The 23,060-nt window shown below is 56.3% G+C and carries 21 protein-coding genes; 13 read left to right on the top strand and 8 right to left on the bottom strand.

Annotated features, from left to right (window positions below; all coding sequences use genetic code 11):
• Positions 1-38: 38 nt before the first annotated feature.
• Genes AABA21_RS10590 through AABA21_RS10580 form a run of 3 tightly spaced genes read right to left on the bottom strand, consistent with a single transcriptional unit; the run spans position 39 to position 4,111 of the window.
• Positions 39-434, bottom strand: coding sequence for a DUF3592 domain-containing protein (locus AABA21_RS10590; protein WP_338249601.1), 396 nt, complete (start codon positions 432-434; stop codon positions 39-41).
• 52 nt (positions 435-486) lie between these two features.
• On the bottom strand, positions 487-2,097 hold the full coding sequence (locus tag AABA21_RS10585) for a hydantoinase B/oxoprolinase family protein (protein ID WP_338249599.1): 1,611 nt from the start codon (positions 2,095-2,097) through the stop codon (positions 487-489).
• Between the two features lie 4 nt (positions 2,098-2,101).
• Positions 2,102-4,111, bottom strand: a complete 2,010-nt coding sequence (locus AABA21_RS10580; protein ID WP_338249597.1) for a hydantoinase/oxoprolinase family protein — start codon at positions 4,109-4,111, stop codon at positions 2,102-2,104.
• 348 nt (positions 4,112-4,459) lie between these two features.
• On the opposite strand from AABA21_RS10580, the gene AABA21_RS10575 reads away from it, so the two are divergent.
• The 6 genes from AABA21_RS10575 (at position 4,460) to AABA21_RS10550 (ending at position 10,494) form a co-directional block, all read left to right on the top strand.
• Positions 4,460-5,614, top strand: a complete 1,155-nt coding sequence (locus tag AABA21_RS10575; protein WP_338249596.1) for a HoxN/HupN/NixA family nickel/cobalt transporter — start codon at positions 4,460-4,462, stop codon at positions 5,612-5,614.
• Positions 5,615-5,991: 377 nt separating this feature from the next.
• Positions 5,992-6,735: a phytanoyl-CoA dioxygenase family protein gene (locus tag AABA21_RS10570; protein ID WP_338249594.1), complete on the top strand. Its 744-nt coding sequence runs from the start codon at positions 5,992-5,994 to the stop codon at positions 6,733-6,735.
• Positions 6,736-6,790: 55 nt separating this feature from the next.
• A complete protein-coding gene (locus AABA21_RS10565; protein WP_338249592.1) occupies positions 6,791-7,672 on the top strand; it encodes a helix-turn-helix transcriptional regulator in 882 nt (293 codons plus the stop codon).
• Between the two features lie 519 nt (positions 7,673-8,191).
• Complete coding sequence (locus tag AABA21_RS10560; RefSeq protein ID WP_338249589.1) at positions 8,192-8,545, top strand: cupin domain-containing protein; 354 nt, start codon at positions 8,192-8,194, stop codon at positions 8,543-8,545.
• Between the two features lie 64 nt (positions 8,546-8,609).
• Positions 8,610-8,783, top strand: a complete 174-nt coding sequence (locus tag AABA21_RS10555; RefSeq protein ID WP_338249588.1) for a hypothetical protein — start codon at positions 8,610-8,612, stop codon at positions 8,781-8,783.
• 169 nt (positions 8,784-8,952) lie between these two features.
• Positions 8,953-10,494 carry a serine/threonine protein kinase gene (locus tag AABA21_RS10550; RefSeq protein ID WP_338249586.1) on the top strand — a complete coding sequence of 514 codons (1,542 nt, stop codon included), beginning with the start codon at positions 8,953-8,955 and terminating at the stop codon, positions 10,492-10,494.
• A 6-nt stretch (positions 10,495-10,500) separates the two neighbouring features.
• On the opposite strand, the gene AABA21_RS10545 is transcribed toward AABA21_RS10550, so the two are convergent.
• Both AABA21_RS10545 and AABA21_RS10540 read right to left on the bottom strand, forming a co-directional pair.
• On the bottom strand, positions 10,501-11,667 hold the full coding sequence (locus AABA21_RS10545) for a cation diffusion facilitator family transporter (RefSeq protein WP_338249584.1): 1,167 nt from the start codon (positions 11,665-11,667) through the stop codon (positions 10,501-10,503).
• 243 nt (positions 11,668-11,910) lie between these two features.
• Positions 11,911-12,225 (bottom strand): hypothetical protein, encoded by a 315-nt coding sequence (locus AABA21_RS10540; protein ID WP_338249582.1) that lies wholly within the window; start codon positions 12,223-12,225, stop codon positions 11,911-11,913.
• Positions 12,226-12,573: 348 nt separating this feature from the next.
• Between AABA21_RS10540 and AABA21_RS10535 the strand changes: the two genes are divergently transcribed.
• Positions 12,574-14,031 carry a zinc-ribbon domain-containing protein gene (locus AABA21_RS10535; RefSeq protein WP_338249580.1) on the top strand — a complete coding sequence of 486 codons (1,458 nt, stop codon included), beginning with the start codon at positions 12,574-12,576 and terminating at the stop codon, positions 14,029-14,031.
• Positions 14,032-14,129: 98 nt separating this feature from the next.
• Here the strand turns inward: AABA21_RS10535 and AABA21_RS10530 are convergent, their stop codons facing one another.
• Both AABA21_RS10530 and AABA21_RS10525 read right to left on the bottom strand, forming a co-directional pair.
• On the bottom strand, positions 14,130-14,432 hold the full coding sequence (locus AABA21_RS10530; RefSeq protein ID WP_338249578.1) for a hypothetical protein: 303 nt from the start codon (positions 14,430-14,432) through the stop codon (positions 14,130-14,132).
• A complete protein-coding gene (locus AABA21_RS10525; protein WP_338249576.1) occupies positions 14,429-15,139 on the bottom strand; it encodes a hypothetical protein in 711 nt (236 codons plus the stop codon). Before AABA21_RS10525 ends, AABA21_RS10530 begins: the two co-directional genes overlap by 4 nt.
• 341 nt (positions 15,140-15,480) lie before the next feature.
• Here AABA21_RS10525 and AABA21_RS10520 point away from each other — a divergent pair, with 341 nt between their 5' ends.
• The 3 genes from AABA21_RS10520 to AABA21_RS10510 all read left to right on the top strand — a co-directional run bounded on the left by AABA21_RS10520 (position 15,481) and on the right by AABA21_RS10510 (position 17,836).
• Positions 15,481-16,389 carry an oxidoreductase gene (locus AABA21_RS10520; protein WP_338249574.1) on the top strand — a complete coding sequence of 303 codons (909 nt, stop codon included), beginning with the start codon at positions 15,481-15,483 and terminating at the stop codon, positions 16,387-16,389.
• 255 nt (positions 16,390-16,644) lie between these two features.
• Positions 16,645-16,857 (top strand): hypothetical protein, encoded by a 213-nt coding sequence (locus AABA21_RS10515; RefSeq protein WP_338249572.1) that lies wholly within the window; start codon positions 16,645-16,647, stop codon positions 16,855-16,857.
• A 196-nt stretch (positions 16,858-17,053) separates the two neighbouring features.
• Positions 17,054-17,836: an aminoglycoside adenylyltransferase domain-containing protein gene (locus tag AABA21_RS10510; RefSeq protein WP_338249570.1), complete on the top strand. Its 783-nt coding sequence runs from the start codon at positions 17,054-17,056 to the stop codon at positions 17,834-17,836.
• Positions 17,837-17,879: 43 nt separating this feature from the next.
• Here the strand turns inward: AABA21_RS10510 and AABA21_RS10505 are convergent, their stop codons facing one another.
• The gene (locus tag AABA21_RS10505; protein ID WP_338249568.1) at positions 17,880-19,184 is read right to left on the bottom strand and encodes a GntR family transcriptional regulator; all 1,305 of its coding nucleotides are present in this window, start codon (positions 19,182-19,184) and stop codon (positions 17,880-17,882) included.
• Between the two features lie 689 nt (positions 19,185-19,873).
• Between AABA21_RS10505 and AABA21_RS10500 the strand changes: the two genes are divergently transcribed.
• From AABA21_RS10500 to AABA21_RS10490, 3 genes are all read left to right on the top strand, one after another.
• Positions 19,874-20,437 (top strand): hypothetical protein, encoded by a 564-nt coding sequence (locus AABA21_RS10500; protein WP_338249566.1) that lies wholly within the window; start codon positions 19,874-19,876, stop codon positions 20,435-20,437.
• A 139-nt stretch (positions 20,438-20,576) separates the two neighbouring features.
• Positions 20,577-21,959: an extracellular solute-binding protein gene (locus AABA21_RS10495; protein ID WP_338249564.1), complete on the top strand. Its 1,383-nt coding sequence runs from the start codon at positions 20,577-20,579 to the stop codon at positions 21,957-21,959.
• A gap of 139 nt (positions 21,960-22,098) precedes the next feature.
• The gene (locus AABA21_RS10490; RefSeq protein ID WP_338249561.1) at positions 22,099-23,049 is read left to right on the top strand and encodes a carbohydrate ABC transporter permease; all 951 of its coding nucleotides are present in this window, start codon (positions 22,099-22,101) and stop codon (positions 23,047-23,049) included.
• Positions 23,050-23,060: the final 11 nt, after the last annotated feature.

The following is a 23,060-nucleotide window of genomic DNA, read 5'->3' as shown; positions in this document are numbered from 1 at the left end:
TTCTCTGGACTCAAACTTTTCCACCTTTAAAAAACTCTTTACATATCTTGCAGGTTGGCGACGCGATGCCACAAACGAGGATGGCGCGCATCAACGAGCAGCGAGATGGTACTTCCTGTTGGATACTTCTCGGGATGTTGAATCATGGTTTTTAAGGTATAGGTTTTCCCATTGCGAGGATTTTGCCAGCGTGCCACGACACGATAGTTTGTGCGGATCACATCCTGCGGGCTTTCCCCGATCCCTCGTCTGGAAAGGCGCACCTTCTGTTCCCGTATGCCTACTACAGTGGCCTCTATACGAATACCGTCCTGCTGCAGCGTTAGCATGCGATAAAGCGAATAGAACATGAAACCAAAAATGGCGACGATCGATGCACTACCAGTGAGGTAGCCGCCCGCCGCAGCCAGGGCATGCGAAACATATTTATTCATGAATTATACCATATTCCTTCTTAAAAATAAGCTTCTGTATTTATTCAGTTGATCATTTTGCGGTCTTGTCGATAGATGAAGGTGCACCCCAGCCGCCGCCGCCGGGGGAGGCGATGATCAGGCGATCGCCGGGGGCGGCCTGGATGCGGGCCTTGCCAGGGAGGATGGTCTCCTGGCCGTCATGGAGCAGGCGGTTCTCGCCGCGCTGGCCGGGCAGGCCGCCGCGAAGACCATAGGGTGCGAAGCGGCGGCGCTCGCTGAGCAGGGTGACGTCGGTGGGGACCTCGAAGGTGATTTCGCGCACCAGGCCGTCGCCGCCACGCTGCTGACCCTCTCCGCCCGAGTTGTCGCGCAGCTGGTAGCGGCTGATGCGCATGGGATAGGCGTATTCGAAGGCCTCGACCGGTGTATTGAGGGTGTTGCTCATATGCACATGCACGCCGGAGAGGCCGTCCTGCCGGGGTCCCGCGCCCATGCCACCACCCATCGTTTCGTAGTAGGCAAAGGGCTGCTGGCTGCGCGGATCGATGCCGCCAGCGGTAATGTTGTTCATAGTCCCCTGACCGGCGGACGCGATGACGTCCGGCAGCGCCTGGGCCAGGGCGCCAAAGATGGCGTCGGTGACGCGCTGCGAGGTCTCGACGTTGCCCTGGGCCACACCGGCCGGCGGGCGCGCGTTAACCACGGTCCCTTCAGGGGCGATGACGGTCACGGGCGCGAAAGTACCATGGTTCATGGGAGCATCATCGGGCATCAGGCAGCGTACCACGTAATAGGCGGCCGAGCGGGCGACGGCCGCCACCGTGTTGATGTTGCCGCGCACCTGGGGACTGCTCCCCGAAAAATCGACGCTCAGGCTATCACCATCGACGGTCACCTCTACCGAGATCTTCACCGGCTCGTCGCTGATCCCATCGTTATCCAGGTAATCTTCAAAACTATAGGAACCATCGGGGATGGAGCCGATGGTGGCATGGGTAATGCGCCGGGCGTACTCGATCAGGGCCTCGACGTGTTCATCGAGCACGGGCAGGCTCCAGCGCTCGACCAGTTCCTGCATGCGGCGGATGGCCGTGCGGTTGGCGGCCACCTGGGCCGTCAGATCGCCGCGCCGCTCATGCGGGGTGCGCACATTGCGCAGCAGCAGGGTCAGCAGTGGTTGATTGGGTTGTCCCGCCTCCCATAGCTTGACCGGAGGGATGATGATACCCTCCTGGTAGATCTCGTTGGCCAGCGGCATCGAGCCGGGAGACATACCACCCACATCGGAGTGGTGGGCGCGATTGGCCGCGAAGCCAACCAGGCGCGGCTCGTGCTCGATCTCCACATAGATCGGGGCGATCAGCGTTATATCGGGCAGGTGCGAACCACCCAGGAAGGGATCGTTGAGGGCGATGATATCGCCGGGCGCGAAGTCGTCAAAGCTGCTGAGCGCGGAGGCCACCGAATCGGGCATGGCGCCCAGGTGCACCGGGATGTGCGCCGCCTGCGCCACCAGGCGTCCCTGCGTATCGAAGAGGGCGCAGGAAAAATCGCGCCGCTCCTTGATATTGGGCGAGTAGCTGCTGAGCATCAGCACCGTGCCCATCTCCTCCGCGATAGCCGTCAGGGCGCTGCGAAAGATCTCCAGGCTAATAGGCGTTACATGTGTCGTCTCGCTCATGGCCTTATCTCCCTTCTACCTGCTCAAGGATGAGGTTGCTGACCTCATCGACGTAACAGTGCCATCCAGGCGGCAGGACCGTGGTGGTATCATATTGTACGACGATGGCGGGACCCATAAATAAAGTGCCAGATTGCAGGTCGGCCCGCGCATAGACGGGGGCATCATACGCTACGGCCTCACCTTTAGTTCCGGCAAAGATGACCGATCGCCGGGAGAGCGCTTCAGACTGAGCATCGTGGACCACCTGCTGGCGGCGCTGCTCTGGTTTGCTGGTGACGCCGCGCGCCTTGAGGCGCACATTGACCACCTGCACCCGCTCGTTGGGATCGTTATAGCCAAAGCGCTGGCCGTGGGCGGCATGGAAATCACGCACCGCCTGCTCGACATTCTGCTCATAGGGGATGCGCAACTCGTAGGACTGACCGACATAGCGTAGATCCAGGTAGCGCTCGATGCGGATATTATGGGGAGCGATGCCCTCGTCGGCCAGGTCCCGGTGTCCCTGCTGCTCCAGATCTTTCAGCACGGACCCCACCGTCTCTTCGGCCTCCTCAGAAGGCACCATGACGGTGCGCACATAGTCCTTGAGGGTATCGGCGACCAGGGTGCCGAGGGCCGAGAGCACGCCGGGGACGGTCGGGACCAGCACGCGCGGGATGCGCAGGGCGGCCGCCAGCTCGCAGGCGTGCAGGGGTCCAGCCCCGCCAAAGGCCACCAGGGCGAAGTCGCGGGGATCGCAGCCGCGCTCAACGGAGATGACGCGGATGGCTGCCTCCATATTAGCGTTGACCACGCGAATGATGCCCAGCGCGGCCTCCTGCGGACTTGAGTCGAGCCTGTTGGCGATCTTCTCTACCGCCCGCCGGGCCGCCCGCTGATCCAGCGACATCGTGCCGCCCAGAAAGGCCTCGGGAACCAGTCGACCCAGCACCACGTTGGCGTCGGTCACGGTGGCCTCCGTGCCGCCACGGCCATAGGCGGCCGGACCCGGACTGGCCCCCGCCGAACGAGGTCCCACACGCAGGGCGCCGCCGGTATCAAACCAGGCGATGCTCCCACCACCGGCTCCTACCGTGTGGATATCGATCATCGGCAGCTTGATCGGATAGCCGCCGACCATACCGTCGGTCGTCTCGCTCGCCATGCCATTGATCAGGGCCACATCGGTCGAGGTACCGCCGATATCGAACGAGATCGACTGCTCAAAGCCGGAGGCCTGGGCCGCGAAGACCGCCCCGACCACGCCCGCCGCGGGTCCGGACAGCACGGTGCGCGCCGCCTCGCGCCGCGCCATCGCGCTTGAGATAGAGCCGCCGTTGGACTGCATGATGCGCAGGCGCGTGCGCCGCGCCAGTTCCTGCTCCAGCCGCTCCAGGTAGCGCGCGATCAACGGACCGATATAGGCGTTCAACACCGTCGTGCTGGTACGCTCGTACTCGCGAAACTCCGGCAGGACGCTGGATGAGGCAGACACGTAAAAGCCGGCCTCCTCGGCCATCTGGGCGACCCGCCGCTCATGGGCGGGATTGGCGAAGCTGAAGAGCAGCGAGATCGCCACTGCTTCAACGCCCGCCGCGCGCAGGGTCTCGATGGCCCCTGTCAAAGATGCTTCGTCCAGCTCGGTCATCACCTCGCCGCGCTCATCCAGACGCTCAACCACCTCCACGCGCAGCTCGCGCGGCACCAGTGGGGACACCTTGCGAGCCGACAGGCTATAGAGCTTCGGACGCGTCTGCCGGCCGATCTCCAGGACATCACGAAAGCCCGCCGTCGTAATCAGGCCGGTGGAAACTCCCTTGTGCTCCAGCACCGCGTTGGTCGCCACTGTCGAACCATGCACCAGCACAACCACATCCTGCAGGATGCCCAGATCGTTCAATCCCTGCAGAATCGCCCGCGAAGGGTCATCCGGCGTCGAGAGCACCTTGTGAACCTTGAAGTCCCCATCCTGTAGCAGCACGATATCGGTAAATGTGCCACCGGTATCAACCCCAACCAGCAGGTTTGCCATGCCTTCTTCACTCCTAATCATATCAGTACGATCCCATCAGGATCAGCTGGCGGCCAGGCCAGTCATTCATGTATTCCGCTATTGTACACCTCAGAAAGAACTTAATGAAAGTATTACCTGAATACCAGAGCATCCAACGTCTCTATAGGAGTGATAAACAATAGTAATTGCGAAAGATTTGCAATTACCACTGTTTAGCGAGTATACTTTGAGAGCTATATCGCAATAGAACAGATCGCGTGAGCGCATGAACTGGGGAGCCGTCTACCGGGGTGTAGTCATCCTTTCCCATTAATAACACAGCCAGCAGTCAGTTCATGGGTTTAGAAACGTAAGGGAGGACATTTCATGAGTCGTACCCGTGGTGCCGTCAAGAGCAGCTTTGGCTTTTCGGCCCTGACACATGTATTTAACGACAGCTCACAGGATGTGCGCAGCAAGATCATCGGTATTTATACATTTCTCATCCTGTTCAATATCATTATCTGGGCGCTGGCGGTGGTGGCCTTTAGCGGCGCCATGGCGACGCTGGGACTGGCGGTTACCGCCTACACGTTCGGCCTGCGCCACGCGGTTGACGCCGACCATATCTCGGCGGTCGATAACGTCACGCGCAAGCTCATGCAGGAAGACAAGCGGCCCATCTCGGTCGGTTTCTTCTTCGGCCTGGGCCACTCCACGATCGTGCTGGGGCTCTGCATCGTCATCGCCATCACGGCCAGCGTGATCAAAGACTTTGACGCGCTCAAGAACATCGGTGGCTTCATCGGCGCCTCGGTATCCGCCGTCTTCCTCTACCTCATCGCCCTGCTCAACGTGGTCATCCTATGGGACATCTTCAAGACCTTCCAGAAGGTGAAGCGCGGCGAAGAGTACAACGAGCAGACATTAAATGATACCCTCAACCAGCGCGGTCTGATGGCCCGCTTCTTTGGTCCCCTGCTGCGCGCCACCGACAAGAGCTGGAAGATGTATCCGATCGGCCTGCTGTTCGGCCTGGGCTTCGACACCGCCACCGAGGTGGGTATCATGAGCCTGACGGCGCTGCTGGCCACGCAGGGACACCTGCCCATCTGGAGCATCTTGATCTTCCCGCTGCTATTCATGGCGGGCATGTGCCTGATCGACACCACCGACGGCATCCTGATGCTGGGCGCCTACGGCTGGGCCTTCGTCAAACCGGTGCGCAAACTCTACTACAATCTCAACATCACCCTGATCTCGGTCCTGGTCGCCTTCGTCGTCGGCACAATCGAGGTGCTGGGCATCATGAGCAACGCCCTCAAGCTGTCCGGGCCCTTCTGGGACCAGGTCGGCAACCTGAATGAGAACTTCGGCTTCATCGGCTACCTGATTATCGGCATCTTCGTCGTCAGCTGGCTGGTATCGACCGTCATCTATAAGGTCAAACGCTACGACGACCTGGTGGTCTCGACCGCTCCCGAGCCGGTCGCGGAGATCGTAGTGGAAGAAGTCGCCGCCACCAGCGTCGCCAACAGATAACGGCAAGGTCTTGTCATTGGTGGAACTTGCGCGCCCGGGCACGGGGCCGCTTCGCGGCAAGCGCCCGCAAGGAGCGCACCTACGATCGGTCGTTTCCACGTTGGCCCGACACCATGATCATTTATATATTGATGCCCGGGTGCGCGAATGCGCACCCGGGCATCAATATATAAAACACATGTGCGGCCGCGCACGCGGACGCCCGTGCGGGGGCGCTCAAGCAAAGCCGGGACAAGCCCGGCGCCTACGCATAATTGCTAAAGATATGCATACTCCTTCCCAAAATAGGGGGAGTATTTTTGAGTATCCATAGGTATACTGTGAAGTATCAAGGAATGACACAGATACAGTCATGTGAGCTCAAGGAGGATATATCAATGGCACAGCTAGCTACCCCCCTCACATCTCAGGATGTGGCATACTATCGAGAGAACGGCTACCTGCTCTATCACCATCAACTCTTTTCCGAAGAAAAGTTTGCTCGCTTGCAGGCTATCTTCGAGGAACACCTGGCACATAAAGGCTCAAAGCTGTCCGATGAACTGGACACGCCGCATTTTCGCGATCCCAGGCTGCTGGACTTCTTGCTGAGCGACGAGGTGCTGGACCTGGTCGAGCCGATCATCGGGCCAGACATCTTTCTGTGGTCCAGCCATTTTATCTGTAAGGATCCGTATACGGGCCGCCCGACGCCCTGGCACGAGGATTCCTCCTACTGGGAGGGCCGGGTCAACAACTATGAGAAGATCATCACGGTCTGGCTGGCTCTGGATCGCAGCAACGATGAGAACGGCTGCATGCGCGTCATTCCCGGCAGCCACAACAATGGCTTCTCGGAATATGAGAAGGTTGACTCAGCGACCAACACCTTCGGGAGCCAGATTAAAAATCTGGATGACTCGCGAGCGGTCTCGTTCGTGCTGGAGCCCGGCGAGTGCTCGCTGCACGACTCGCGCATCATGCATGGGGCCAACGCCAATACCAGCCAGTACCGGCGCTGTGGTTACACGATGCGCTACATGTCGGCCGATACCAGAATCATTCCTGAGCGCAACGCCGGGCATAAGCTGTGGCTGGCACGCGGCCAGGATCGAGCAGGCAATAGCTATATGAATGCCTGATAGAAAGGAAAGAGGGGGCTGCCGCGAGGCGTAGCCTCCTCTTCAACGGAGCAAGATGCGCCACACGCCACTGCGACGGTTGAGCAGTACCGACCACATGGGTCCGGATCTGCCGCTGCACATCTACCGGCAATCGCTGCATGATGCCAATGGAGCCGGTGGTGTCCACTGGCACGAGTTCTACGAGGTCGGCTTTATCCTGGAGGGCCAGGGACGGCACATCCTCAATGGCACGGCGCATCGCGTTCAGCGCGGTAGCTGCTTCCTGCTGACGCCCGCTGACTTCCACGATCTCAGGCCCGCCAGCGGCGAGACGCTGGAGCTGTTCGACGTGGTCTTTCTGGCCGACGTGCTGCAGGGAGCGGTCTACCGGCTGCTCTTCCACGCCCTGCACAGCTATCGCGTCGACTTCTCCCAGGAGGAGGCGCAACGCATTGAGCAGGAGCTCCAGCGCCTCTATGACGAATCCAACACCCACCAGGTAGGGTCAGAATTGATCATGATCGGCACGCTGGAACGCATCCTGATCGATCTGCTGCGCCATAGCCAGCATCAGATCCAGAAGCCAGCCGGGGAGAACGCGGCGACGACGCAGCACCAGAAGTTGAGCATGAGCCTGATCTATCTGCACCACCATTTTCGCGAACCATTGACCCTGCAAGAGGTTGCGCAGCAGGTTCATCTCTCGCCAACCTATTTCAGCGAATACTTCCACCAGGTCTACGGCATCACCTTCCAGCAATACCTGCAGGATCTGCGCCTGCGCTTCGCGCACTCCCTGCTCACCAGCAGCAGCGTCCCCATCTCGCACGTCTATGCCGCCGCCGGATTTCAGACCCTATCGCACTTTGAGCGCGCCTTCAAGCGCAGGTTTGGTCTCACGCCGCGCCAAACACGAACACGCCCATCCACGGCCGATTCGGCTTCTCGTGGATGACACGTCGCCCCGCGTGGTGGCTCACAAGGAACGTCCCCGAAAAAAAGGAGCGTTCGCTTTTGGGTGCGTGTGCGCGACGTTGACGTGTAGGTACCACGTGGGGCGAGATGGGCGCCACGAGAAGCGGTGTCGTGGGGGCACGTGGGCTGCCGTCGCTGTCGCTGGCAACCCGGGCGACCATTGAAGGCCGGCGCTACACGGGCGGTTCATTTTGGAGGGGCGGTTCATATTTCCGCGGGGCGTCCATTTCGGAGGAGCGGTTCATATTTCCGCGGGGCGTTTCGTGTTTTTTCCCTTGGCCTGTTCCCCATGACGCTGCTCAGCGTCGCCTATCGCTGATGGCCGCCGAAAACATGACAGGGATATGCCGGCCATTGGTGAAGCTTGCGCATTGGCAGACACCCGGGTATACTCATTCATTGATGGAGGTCAGGCGCTGTAAAGGCTCACCTCAAGCCTCTCTATACTCATTGTGAAGATTAATTGTATCTTTCAGGAAGAGAAAAGGAAGAGAGAACGATGAACGATAGCATTAACCTTGCAGAGAAGCTCAGCCTCTTTTCAGAATATTGGTCTCCACGGACGGTTGCCCGCTTAAATGATTACAAGGTGATGGTAGCAAAGGTGCAGAATGAATTTGTCTGGCACAAACACGATGAGACCGATGACTTCTTTCTTGTCCTCAAGGGGCGACTGACAATACGGCTGCGTGATCGGGACGTGGTTCTTGGGCCGGGAGAACTCTTTGTGGTTCCTCGCGGAATAGAACATCAACCCTTTGCGGAAGAGGAGACGCACATCCTCCTCGTCGAGCCGATGGGCACGCCAAATACAGGAGATCCCACCACTGCTGTACCAGAACAGTTTATTTAATTGTCTGATCATCAATACCATCTTTGCGAATAGATGGACATTGAGCAATTACATATAAAGAAGAATGCGTGCAAAGGATGCACGCATTCTTCTTTATATCATCTTCCTCGTCATGAAGATTCACCAGCCAGATCGGATCTATCGCAACCGGGCGGCTGGTGAGCAAAGCATCAAAACAGAGCCGACACTGTCCGTCGATGCTCTAACGCTCCGTCTATATAAAGAGAGACGTGACTGATGGCAAACGAGCGCTTAACCGTTGGTAGCACTTTAGCCTGGTCAAAAATGTGAGTAGTAACCAGGGATACAGGCACAAATGCCCATAAAAAGGGCACTATTGTGGTAAAATATGTATATAAGGTGAGGACAGATAGCAACCTATGCCAGGGGCAGGAGCACACAGCCTGATGACCAACGAAATAATCGGTAACTACCGCATCGAGGCAAAAATCGGAGGAGGGGGCTATAGCCGTGTATACCGGGCGAGACACATCTGGCAAAGAAACAAAGTGGTTGCCATCAAAATTTTTCATGAGTATGTAGAGACGCCTAAGGCCCATGAAAAATTTGAGAGCGAGGTGCGCATCCTAAAAAGGCTACGACATGAGCATATCGTCCCCATCATCGCCCATGGCATAAAATATATGAAAAGCCAGGAGGCCTCCCTTCCCTTCCTGATCACGGAACTGGCGCCTGAAGGCTCACTGCGCGACCTTCTTAATCGAACCAATGGTCCCCTGCCAAAGCAACTGGCATTGATGATTATCATCCAGGTTGGTGAAGCGCTGCACTACGCGCATGAAAATAATGTCGCCCACCGGGATATCAAGCCAGAAAACATCTTATTTAAGACGCGTGAACACGTCTGGCTGGCGGATCTGGGGATCGCTGATGTACTGGTTGCTACGCATACAAGTGAGGATGGCATCCTCGGCACCTATGCTTACATGGCGCCAGAACAGTTCAGGGGCAAAGTGAGCAAACGCTGCGATCAATACGCGCTGGCATGCGTCACTTACGAACTTCTGGCAGGCCGGCATCCCTTCGATATCACCAGTTCCCATACCTTGATGTATCAACACCTGGAAAAACAACCTTTATCGCCCGATAGATATAATCCTGAGATTCCGGATGCTGTGTGCAAAGTCATCCTCAAAGGGATGGCGAAGAATCGCTACGATCGCTATGCAACGACCGCAGAATTTGTAAAGATGCTGAAATTAGCATTTCGTACCGGGAACTGGCGCTCCCGCGATGACGATGCGAACGAGTCCCACATCCCCACATGGAACCCTGATCGGCCCCTGACCATCCGCCGCGCCAGCCGTATTTATCAACCTGGATCTCAAAGCCATCCGGTTCGCCAGCCGCCACCACAGCGCATTGAGGGTCACGCGCAGCGGATAAATGACCCGGTCGTGCGCAATCGGCCAGAGAGGTATCCGCCGACGCGTCCTCCACGCACCAGTAGCCAGCGCCTGCCACGGCAGCCGCCACGCACGCGGATTCAGGAATTTATCAGTCAACCGCAGTTTGTCTCGGTTCAGCCATCCACCTATTTGCGCCAACACTATAGCCAGGGGCAATCGCGACATAAAAGCTGGTTTAAGAACGGCTATATCTGGCTGGCACCGCTGATGTTTTTCATGGCTCTGATCGTGTATCTCCTATCACTGGAGAATCCATCTTTTCCCTATAGATTTCTAGTCCAGTTTCTAGATTGTCTGATTCTATTTGGCTGTCTGAGCTTTGACGCGGCCATCGAAGTATATCGGGACAGTCACGCGCTCTGGAATGTACTGGCCATCATCACCTTTGTCTGCGCGGTCGGCGGCGCCTTGATCGCGTGGCTGCAGCAGCCGATATTCTATTTCTTTCTGGGCCTGTTCCCCATGACGCTGCTCAGCGTCGTCTATCGCTGGCGCCAGTTAGACCGGGATAGCCAGTAGCGCCGCTCAAGCCTGGTTGGCCTGCAGATCGTGATGAGCGGCCACACTCTCAGCAATCGTTCCATCCGCGCGTTGCGGCTGCGCATGCACCACGACATTAGCCAGGCGCGGCTGCGCGTGATAGAGATTGTGGCGCACCTCCTCCACCAGTTGGTGGCTATCGCGCAGAGATAGATTTTCGTCGACCAGGATCTGGACCTCCGCGGTCAGCGTATGACCAACCCAGCGGGCGCGTACTCGCTGCACCTTGCGCACACCCGGCGTCTCTCGCGCCGTCTGCTCCAGCCGATCCACGATCGCTGGATCGACTGCGTCCATCAGACGATGCCACATCGTCACCACCGTATCCTTGACGATAAAGAGGATCGCCACCGTAATCAGCAGACCGATGATGGGGTCGACCAGGGGCAGGCCCAGCAGGCTGCCCGCAGCGCCAAAGAGCACGGCCAGGGAGGTCAAACCGTCGATGCGCGCATGCTGACCATCGGCCACCAGCGCCGCCGAACCGATCTCGTTTCCCACCCGGATACGGAAGACAGCCACGCCTTCGTTGCCCAGAAAGCCGACGATAGCCGCCAGCATCACCCACCAGACATTGCGCAGTGGCTCGGGATGCAGCAACTTGAAGATGCTCTCGTAGCCAGCCACGATCGCGCTGATAAAGATCATCAGGATAATTACCACGCCGGCCAGGTCCTCGGCGCGTCCAAAACCATAGGTATAGCGCCTGGTCGCCAGGCGACGTCCCAGCACAAAGGCCAGACCCAGCGGGATCGCCGTCAGGGCATCGGAGAAATTATGGATGGTATCGGCCAGCAACCCGACGCTCCCGCTCAGCAGCACGATCACCAATTGAAAGAGCGCGGTCACCCCCAGTCCCAGCAAAGAGATCTTCAGGGCCCACAGGCCGCGCGCGCTGGAGTCCAGCGCCGAATCGATATGCGCATCCCCATGGCTATGGCCATGCAGAAAAGGAATAGCCTCCAGCAGCCAGCCAAAACGACCATGATCATGTTCATGATCATGTCCGTGCTCGCTGTGGTCGTGTCCGTGCTCACCAGAGGCATGATGGTCATGATCATGCTGGCCGTGGGGGTGCTCATGATGATCGTGATGATCGTGAGGATGCTCATGCTGATCGTGGATGTGGGATGGCGATATGTGCTCCGACATACTGGCGCTTCCTCCTTCGCTAGTCCTGATCTACGGGTAAGCTGTAGAGATGACAAAAAGAGAGACGCAGGTTCGGGTCTTGCGCCCGATTTTTTTCCTCTCCATTCTATCATGTATCAAGAAAAGCAATACCGTAGGTTCGGGCCTTGCGCCCGATTTTTCCTTCCCCTTTGATTATGTGCCTAAAATACGATTTGAGGAATTTGATATGCATGGAGGAAAAATCGGGCGCAAGGCCCGAACCTACTCGGGCTGGGCCCAGCCTGGCAGGTCTGAACGTTCGGCGTTGCGCTGGTGCAGTTGCGTCATCGAGGTCGCGCGCCCGATATAAGGGCTACTCAGCTCGGTATGCAGCGTCAATAACTGTTGCACCTGGGCCTGTATGTCAGGAGGCAACATCTCTTTCACGGCCGACAGAGCGGATAGCAATTCATGCTCCATCGCCTGCTTCTGCGCCTGATCATTCGAGGGGCGTGCCTGTAACGACTGCAAACGCTCGACCGACTTCTGAAGCTGAGCGCGCACACGCTCCAGCATAGCATCCTTATTCGTGCCCATGAAACTTTTTCCTTCCTCAATATAGCGCATTCAGCGCACAACGGGTCCGCGCCCGTATATCATTCCAGCATCTCCATTCATGGCCCGCGTCAACAAAAACCATGAACAGGTGCTCTTAGAATACCAGAAACCATGCCAAATAGCTATTAGAATTAGATGTATGTATGAAAAACGGGCATGCGGTCCGCATTTTATACATGCGAAAAGTACTTTAGCTATTATTTTTACGGTTTGTTTGCTATAATCATAAATGTTTATCTCATCATTTTACAGTAAACGTGTATACGCATCAGGACTTATAAAGCATATTTTTCTAATGACTCGTAGAAATAGTCAGGAGTAATCTCATTGAGCATCACGAACCGTCTGTGCCCTCAATGTGGAACGCAGGTTCAGCCGGGGCAAAACTTCTGTGGCAACTGCGGAACCCCTTATAGTGAACCGCCATCGGCGGCTCGCCCCGAAGCGAACATGCCAATGGCGCTACCACCGATGCAGCAAGCAGACGCGCGGCCAGCATTATCGCAACAGGCAGATCCAGCGGGAGAGGCAACCGTGCGGGTACGCCCTTCGGCATCGCAGCCGACGCCATCACGATCAGCGTATCAGATTCCCAGAAGGCCGCTTCCTGGTAACGTGGAAGCCGCGCAGGGGAACGCAGTCCAACGGGGCCAGATAGAGTTTCCACACGCAGGCGCTTCATATCCTCACGCCAATGAACCCGCCTTCACTCCGGTCAGCAGCCCTGCCGCCAATGGATCCGTCTTCCCGCCAATGAATTCATCAATGTCCCCCGTCAACGAAACCGCCTTCACTCCGGTCAACAGACCCGATGGACCTCCTGTCAATGGTCCCGTTTTCATGCCAGCGGGCAGCCCGCCGCCCGCGACTGGAACGACTGGCTATAATAGTCCGGTGCCCTATGCGCATCCATCTGCCTATGGACAGCAGCAACCGCCGGTTGGCTATCCACCGGTTGGCTATCCGCCCTATATGGCGCCTGCCGCACCGAAGAAGCGCATCAACCCTCTATTCATCGCTCTGGGCATCGTCCTGGTGGTGATAGTGGTATTATGCGGCGTCCTCGCGTACACCCTGAACTCTGCGCTGGCACCGGTTAGCCGTACGCCCTCCGGTGATACCGTAGCCGCGACTCCGACCGCGCTACCGACCCCGACGGGCAAACCAGTTCTTGACGACAACTTCGGGGACAACACAAACAACTGGGATCTTTTTCAGCGTTCGGGTTACAGTGCCGCCATCCAGCAACATACGCTGGTGATGACCGAGGGCAACGGCAAAATGTTCCTGGAACATGTTCCGGGCGCGCGAGCGATGACAGATTTCCAGATAGACATGACATATATCCTGCAAAATGGCGACCAAGCCTATGTTGGCGTCCTCTTCCGACGCCAATCTGCGGCGGGCAGCCAGAAACTGCGCGGCTATGTGCTGATGATAGCACCCGGTTCGGGACGCTATTCCATCCGTAAGATCGTTGATCCATCAGCCAGCAATCCCTCTAACACAGGTAATGCGGCAATCAATCTAGCCTCGGGCATCCTGGATGATTCGGTACCGCTTAACAGGTCCATTCAGACTACGCTCACCATACAAGGAACCAAAATGACATTTTATGTGAACGGGAAACAGATCACTACCTGCGACGACAACAGTTCTACCTCGCCCTATGATACCGGCTCAGTTGATCTCTTATTGCAGGGCAGCGGCAGCGGCACACCAGCAAGACTAGAATTATCGCATGTTGCGCTCTACGACAACGGAAGCGGCGGCCCCTCCATCTAACTGCCACTGGCAAGTATATCAACTGGCGGCACAGGCGCTTACGACAGCGTCTATGCCGCCAGTTTTTTGTTCACCTATGATATTAAGAATCACGTCACCTACCGCAATCCTCGTTTACGCCTGGGATACTGGGTTGGCCCATCGTCATCTCCACCTTTCCCTTTCCCTTTGTCATCCTTACCATCTGGAGTATGAGGAATTTCGCCAAATTGGCCTTCAATCAGGGCATCTTGAATATACCGACGAGATCCAGATGGGTTGTGGTACCAGACGCCATCATCGGGGTCTTGCCACCAGTAAGGGCACGTGAGCCCATTTGAGCAGTATTCGCAATTTGACGTATCAGTATAATGCTGCTTCTTCATCCCTTCATTATCGCGGCCGTTTCTGCCTCGTGTCATAGTCTATTGGCCTCCTTTCCGACCGGCCTGTTGACGGCTAAATTGTGAACTTCTGACCAATTTGGGAACGGGATCACAGGCAACGTACCCTCCAGGTCGCATTCATCGTAGTCGTATCCAAATGCGGCCAAAGTAAGATACTCGCGCAAAAGACGTTGATCATCTTCAGGCAATTCATCAAATGCGTCCAAAAGCTTTTCCAGGCTGTCATCGATTAAAAGCACACGCTGGGCTTGCTTGCGCACCATCGCGGCAATCATTGTCAACTTCACTTTGGGACCATCGCAGAAGAAGATCTTATCGGCGTTGGGGAAACCGCTATTTTTCAGCCAGATCTGGGTGCACCGCGCAATATCGGAGTTCCATTGCGGATGAAAATTGATCACCCTCGCTGTACAGTACCTGAGTGCATCGCAGCGCCTGGTAAGATAATGAACACTCTGCAGCGCGCCATCGACGAGCTGACAACTCGCGATATGATAGGGGTGAAATCGTAGCAGTTCTAATTGATACTGATAGCGAGCAGCCCCCACTGTTTCATAGTGGGACCGGGCCTGGGGTAGGGCATGAAATGCTTCCAGGCTCATGACCCGCGCGAGTTGCTCGGCCGGGATGGCAAGGTTCAGCACGTCATTGTACATAGCCAGTAAACGGGGAAGGTTCTTTTTGGCCAGGACACCATCGAGATCGACAAGAATTGTTTCCACCACACACTCCCTCCACGAAAAGCACAGGAACATCTTTAAGAGGAGATTATAGCACTTTACGGCATAGAAAGCTGTACTTAGAACGTCAGCCGCATAACTGCTCTCACAAAACTGGCTGCTTCGGCACGATGGGCACACCGAATACGCAAGTGCGACATTTTTCTTTCTGTGTTGCATACGTAACAAAAGACAAACATTGATGCTTGCCCCCTGTTCCCGTCCAGACTACACTGTCTATTGTAACACCTTGATGCATTTGCAACAGTATGTTGCTAAAAAGATCGGAACAGGGAGCAAGCATACCACCGCACCCCCACTCTACATTTCTGGAGGAATTTCTCATGAGTACTTTCAGTGTCGCTGACATTCCTAATATGGCTGGTAAGACGGTGATCGTGACCGGCGCCAACAGCGGTATCGGGCTGGTCTCGGCACGCGCGCTGGCAGAGGCCGGCGCACGCGTCGTATTCGCGGTGCGCAATATTGAGAAGGGCAGCGTGGCCGCAAATGCTATAACTGGCGTGACCGAGGTTCGCCAGCTCGACCTAGCCAGCCTAGACTCCGTGCAAGCGTTTGCCGCTGGTTGGGATGGGGGAATCGACTTGCTGATCAACAACGCGGGCGTGTCGGAGAAAGAGCTTTCCCGCACCGCCGATGGGTTCGAGATGACATTCGGCACCAACCATCTCGGCCACTTCGCCCTGACGAACCTGCTCCTGCCGCACATCACCGGCCGGGTCGTAACCGTTGCCTCGCAGGCTGAGCGGCTTGGTCGCCTTGACTTTGACGACCTCAACTGGGAGCACAAACCCTACAAAGAGTCTCCTGCCTATGCGCAGTCAAAACTGGCGAACCTGCTGTTCACCGCGGAGCTGCAACGTCGGCTGGACGCCGCAGGATCGAGCGTGCTCGCGATCGCGGCGCATCCCGGCTTCGTCGCCACGAACATCTACAACCATGCAGGTGTTCGCCCATCCGGTCTGTCCGCAACCATGATCCGACTACTGGCGCAGGACGCCGATATGGGCGCGCTGCCTACCCTGTATGCTGCTGTCGCCGACATCCCCGGCAACAGCTTCGTCGGACCCCGCCACTTCGCGCACATGCGCGGCGCGCCTATGCTCATCGGACGCTCCGCCGCCGCACAGAACGCCGATATAGCTCGCCACCTCTGGGCTGTCTCCGAGCAGTTCACCGGGGTCCGCTTCCCGCTCCAGCCTGTCCGTCCCTTAGCGGATCGGCCCCTGTAGCTGTCCGAAACCGCGAGTCAAAATACAAGTTACATCACCTCTCATAAGGAAGGCCCAGGAGACGTCTCCAATGCTATCATAGATGATTTAGATCTAGGAATTGGCATCTCCCCATAGCTAAAGCAAGGGGAGATGCCAGGGTGTTCAAGATACCAACCTTCAGGCAACACAAGATATGCCGTTTATTCTTCTCTTGCTATTTTCCTCTGGATATGTCAATATACAGGCAATATTGCAGCAGGAGACACACTTGAGATGACGAGTAACAGATATCCAAGACGCTGGCAGCCCACAAAACTCAATGCCAAACAACGCCTACATGCGCTGCTCCGTGAAAATCCTTCTCTTACCCCTCAGGAATTAGCCCGAGCCGTTGGTTGCACAACCGCCTCGGCCCGCATCTGGAAGAGCACCTTTTTCGCCAAGAACTACGATGTCGGCGAAGGTCCGCAAAATAGCCAACCATAATGGATAGCTAAGTCACTCATGTGCACATATGCGATGCCCTGGTGCATAGGCGTCTTGCTATAGCTCCACCTCATCTCGTAGAATTGAAGGATGATTATCAAGCAAGGAAGATGCGATGCAACTGCTTGCGTCCCCTGCAGGCGCGACAAGCATCATCACGCTGCATATACGCCCCTGAAAGGCAATAAAATAAAATATGGATTATAACTGGATAAACTGTTCTAAAGTTGTGAAGGCAGAAGTGAAGACCGTGCTGGATGAGTTTCAGCACATCCTTGGTGACAACCTGCTGGGAATCTATCTCGGCGGCTCGCTGGCCGCTGGTGGCTTTAATCCCGAACGTAGCGATATCAATCTGCTGGTGGTAACCGCGCGCGAGTTGGAGGCCGAAAACAAGCGTAAGATCATCGAGTTGCTGCTGCGCGTTTCACGCACGCCCGCGCCTCTGGACATCACCTTTGTAGTTGAGCAGGCGATCCACAATCTGCCGCAACCGCTGCCCGTTGACTGGCATTATGATGAGAGTCTGCGCGAGGATTACAAACACGCCCTGCATAATACAGGCGACACACAATGGAACGGGACCACGCCCCCAAATGATCGTCTGATCATAGAGCTGGCCACCCTGCGTCAGTACGGCATCTGCCTGTATGGAGAACCGGTAGCTGAGGCCATTCCAGCGGTGCCGCAAGAGGTTTTCCGTAGCGCCCTCATCCGGTATCTACAGGACATCAAAGCCCATCCATTGCAGGACCCGATTAGCTTCGTGCTCGACACCAGTCGTGGACTCGCATACCTGCGCGAGGGTCTCTTCCTGTCGAAGCGCGATGGAGGTACCTGGGGCCTTACCCACCTGCCAGAACAATATCGTCCCCTGCTGCAACAGGTACAGGCCATCTACCAGAATGAGCGCCTGGGGCGCCCCAGCGGCCGTGCCGCTTTTGAAAGCTTTACCGCGTTGTTGCAAGATTTGTCGTAAGCCGGGGCAAGCCTGACACGTATTCCGGTTAAATGTGTGTGTTTTAGCGTTCGGCGGTCATCGGGAGGGTCTGGACGATGGCGTTGGCGGTCGAGCCGCAGCTTTTGCGGACCAGCAGGCTGACGGGCAACTTGAGATGGCGATTGGTGGAGAAGCGCTGCGAAATGCGATTATGCAGGAGGTGAGCGCTCTGACGACCTAGCTCACCCACGGGCTGTACGATAGTGGTCAGGGGCACGCGCATCATTGAGCCCAGGCGGCTACTGCCTCCCCCACACACCAGCGCCAGATCTTCGGGTATGCGCAGTGAGGTTTGTTCGAGCGCGCACAAAACCTGTACCGCCAGGTAATCGTTCATCGTCACCACCGCCGTGGGCCGACGAGGATGCTGAAGATAGGCAAGCAGTCGCTGCGCATCCTCAGGGCAACAGACTTCAATTACGGCGCTATGGTCATGCGCTCCTGGATAGGCGTGCCGCAGCGTATCCAGGAGCAGGTGCTCATCCACCGGTAACTGATGATCTTGCATGCACTGCAGATAGCCCGCGCGCCGCGCCGCGCTACTGGTAACCAGGTAATTGACGGACACGAAGCCCACACGCCGATGACCTAGCTTAATCAGATGCTGCGTAGACGCATAGCCGGCCATAAAATCATCCGAGACCACATAGCTGGCCTCGATCTCGGGCACATAGCGGTCCAGCAGCACGAAAGGAATCTGACGCGCCTGCAGGGTCTGCAAGAGGGCGATACGATCTTTGCCTTCAGGGGTTGAAACATAGCCACCATCGCGCTCAAGCACGCGGTGATCGCAGGGATAGATAATCATGCCGGCCACGTTCTGGCGCAGGAATTGCTCGATATGGTAGCGCTCCAACCCCTCGTCATCTTCCGAATAAGCAAAACTCAAACCATAACCGAAGGACCGCGTCATCGACTCAACGCCCAGCACGATCCCATCCAGAAAATCAGTGCCAAAATGAGGAATAACAATGCCCACAAACGCGGTATGTCCGGGCATGTGGAACGCCGGCAAGGATAAATCAACAGGCTTCTCTTCAATACCAGTGGAGGGGACGGATACGGGGGCGATCTCCGCGTGAGACGGCGCAATCTCGGCCACAAAAGTGCCCTGCGGTCGCCGACGATAGAGCACCCCCTCGCGCACCAGTGCTTCTAACGCTTTCGTGATGGTCCCATGACTGACGCCAAACTGCCGGGCAAGCTCAACTTCAGAGGCTATTTTCGTATGGGCCGCCAGGCCGCGTTGAACAATATCCTGACGGATACTTTGAGCAATTCGGCGATACAAGGGTAGTTGTGGCTCTTGTCCGTGCGCTGCACTCAAAGATTTTTCCTTGTGCGTTATAAATTAGCTCTACCAATGGTGTTATATAGAGTATATACTATAGAGTGTAGAAGCGTCAATACACCCCTTTTGCTTGGGTATAATTCAAAATGTTGCAAGCATGCAGGAAAGCATGAAGAAGAGAGAATGTATCCCCAGGCGAGAATGTGGGAACACCGCCAACGCCCCCTTAAAAAAGGAATGTAATCGTAGGATCGACCTTCAACGGTCGACCGGGCCGCCAGCGCCAGCAATTGCGGGCCACGTACCAGGCCGGTTCGGCTTCCCATGGAAAACATCTCGCCCCACGTGGTACCACATGAGGAACGTTTGCTTTTGGGTTCGTGTGTGGAACGTTGCGGGCAGGGACAACGGGGGCCGGCGTGAAAGACAGGGGAAGCGGTGTCGTGGGGGGACGGGGCTGCCATTGCTGGCGCTGGCATACGGGGGCGGTTCGGTTTTGGAGACATTGCGTGCTTTTTGTTGCCTTGCCTTGCTCCAATATATGTTATATTTTAAGCGAAGAAACCTTTTTCCGATAAATTGATGCGGCGTTCACTTGACATACGAATATACACTAGTGTATTATCTCATCTATAAGCTGATGTATATAGGTGGACAATGATGTTCGCTTATATACATTGCTCAACCGATAAGCATGCATCACAGGTTGAACTGGAGCGGCACCGATGAAGGACCAATGGCGTCTCTACTTGTGTTTGATTGTATCTATCGCATGTTTCACTTCCTGCACGGACGGCACAAAGGGTGTAGCCGCCAGTCCTGTAGTCACTCCCACTACCCTGTACACTACGGCAGTCACGTGGTCACAGGCCACTTTTTCGTTCGCGGGCACAACGCCACAAAGCTATCGCCTGCGGTCAACGGCCACTATTTCTAAACTCAGGCACGGACATAAAGAGTTTACCATTGATATTGTAGATGCGGAACGCTCCCTTATTATTGTGTTTTACGGCTATAGCGGACCTGCGACCTATACACTCACCAACCAGGTCAATGGCGGTGATGTCAGGATTACGTCAGGCAAGCAATACTGGGACCTGGCGCTCATCCCATCGCTCTCTTGCTCACTTATCATTCAGTCGGATATACCGACGACAAGCCCTGGCATCAACCATATGCGTGGACAATTCATCTGCCCGATCCTGCCGGCCGGGCATTCCAATATATCTCAGCACGCGGTTGCCATCGACAATGGTCAATTCGATATCTCAATCATTGTCGAAAGCTAGATAACTCTGTATGAAAGGAGGAGACAGTCATCATTCCTCTGGTGTGGATCTATTGACGCCCACCACACCTCATTCGCGTAGTATCAGGAACATCGTTGTACTAGATGATTCATGTATTTCCCGGGCAAAGGAGTGTCTCGTGAAGAAATCAACGCGATCACTACATCTCTTTTCATTCGTCGCCCTGTTCTTCTGCCTGGTGCCTCTACTCCAGGCCTGTGGCGGCTCAAGCGGTTCAAGCAGTGGCAATGGACCGGTCACCATTACGGTTGCCTATCAGCAGTTTGGCCCGCCACCTTATTATGAACAGCAGTGGTGGCAGAGCGCCAAGACCAAGATTGAGGCCGCGCACCCCAACATCAAAATCAAGCTGATGCCGATTATCGCCGATGAAGGCAGCTATTATACCAAATTGGATCTGATGTTGCGTTCAAATAACGCTCCCGACATTGTGCGCGAGGATAGCTTCCTGGTTGGTTCCGACGTCACCGCCGGCTACCTGGCTCCCCTGGATTCCTATCTGAACAACTGGTCAGATTACAAGAACCAGTGGTTCCCCAGCATGCAGAAGATTACCACCTTCAACGGCAAGAATTATGGAGTCATGGATGGCACCGATGTACGCGCCATCTGGTACAACAAGGATATCTTCAAAAAGGCCGGTCTGCCCACCACCTGGCAGCCAAACAGCTGGGCCGATATCCTCACTGCCGCCAACACCATTAAAAAGAGGGTGCCCAACGTCATTCCTATGAACCTGTACTCCGGTGTGCCCATGGACGAGGCTTCAACCATGCAGGGCTTCGAGATGCTGCTCTACGGCACCAAGGATACCCTCTACAATTACCAGACCGGCAAATGGGTCTCCTCCAGCACAGGCTTTAAGGATGCATTGAACTTCGTCAAGCAGGTCTACAATCCGTCGAATCTACTGGGACCCACCAATGATATTACCCTGAGCACCACCGCCGGCAATACCGTGGCCCAGCAGTTGATCCCGCAGGGCAAACTGGCTATCGACATCGACGGCTCATGGCTAGGAGGCAACTGGGAGACCGGCGGCGCCGCCCCGTGGCCGCAGTGGAAAGACACCCTGGGACTGGCCAAGATGCCAACCCAGAATGGGCAGGATCCCAAATACGTCACGCTCTCCGGTGGCTGGGCCTACTCGATCGCGGCCCGTTCCGCCCACAAAGATCAGGCATTTACCGTCATCCAGGAGGCCTTCGCTAAAGACCTGCTGGGCAAATACGATATTCAGACCAACGGCATCGCGCCGCGCAAGGACATCGTGAGCCTGCCCGAATACAGCGCACTGCCTAACTTCCCATTCTTCACACAGCTGGTAAACTTCACGCAGTTCCGCCCTGGCTTCCCGGCCTATCCCAAGATCTCGGTGCAGATCGACAACGCGATGCAGCAGGTGATGAGTGGCAAGTCATCGGACGACGCCATGTCGGCCTTCTCGCAATCAGTCGAAACGATAGCAGGAGGTGCCGATAAAACAGAAAAACATCCGTGACGAGGTATCTGAAAGGAGAGAAGAATCACCCTTCTCTCCTTTCAGCCACAGCCAATCCCTATGGCAGTAACGGCGATGGGCCAGGATCGATAGAGATCGTCTGGCCTATCGCCCTTCCCATTGATGCAGGAGAATTTGTATGCAGGTGGACACCCAAACGCCAGCACGGGCAATCGAGGTCTCGGCGCGCACCATCAGGCGCAAACGCAACCGGCAGCTACGCATCAGCCTGTTGTTTATGGCGCCCGCATTCCTGGTCATCCTCATTTTTATGCTGGGACCGGCGATCTGGTCGGTCTACGTTTCTCTGACAAATATGGCTCTGACAGGCGTGGGGGCGGCCACCCCTCAATTCGTGGGCCTGGATAACTTTGTCCATATCTTTCATGATAGCGAATTTTACAACGCCTTCCGCGTCTCACTGACCTACCTGGTCTTCTCGGCCCTGATCGGGCAGGCGGGGTTGGGGCTGCTGCTGGCCCTGCTGATGCGCCGGCGTAACGTCGTCTTTAAGTCGGTGCTGGGCGCGATCATCGTAGCCGCCTGGGTGATTCCAGACGTGGTCGCGGGCTTCGTGTGGAGCGCCTTCCTGGCCGGTGGTCCACAGAGCGTGCTGGACCCCGGTCTGCTCAACACCATCTTCTCCACCTTCGGACTCCCCAAACATGCGTGGCTGCAAGAATATCCGATGGTCATGGTTATCATCGCCAACATCTGGCGCGGCACGGCCTTCTCGATGCTGCTGTACGCGTCCGCGCTCGAAAGCATTCCCCAGGAGCTGCTGGAGGCCTCCGCCATCGATGGCGCCAACAGCTGGAACACACTGCGCTACGTTATTATCCCCTTGATCCGGGGCGCCATCGGCACCGATCTCCTGCTAATCACCCTGGCCACCCTCTCGGACTTCACACTGGTCTATGTGCTGACCGCGGGCAGCAATATGAATACAGAGTTGATGACGATCTATCAATACCGGCAAGCCTTCCAGTTCTATCAGATCGGGTATGGCAGCGCCATCGCATTGCTGATCATCGCGGCCGGAGCCATTCTATCCTTAATCTATACACGCATCCTGCGCGTGGATTTATAGTTGTGAAGAGA

The organism is Dictyobacter halimunensis (genome assembly GCF_036245075.1).
Note: the sequence above shows the minus strand (reverse complement) of the source record. Positions and strands in the feature narration are given on the sequence as shown.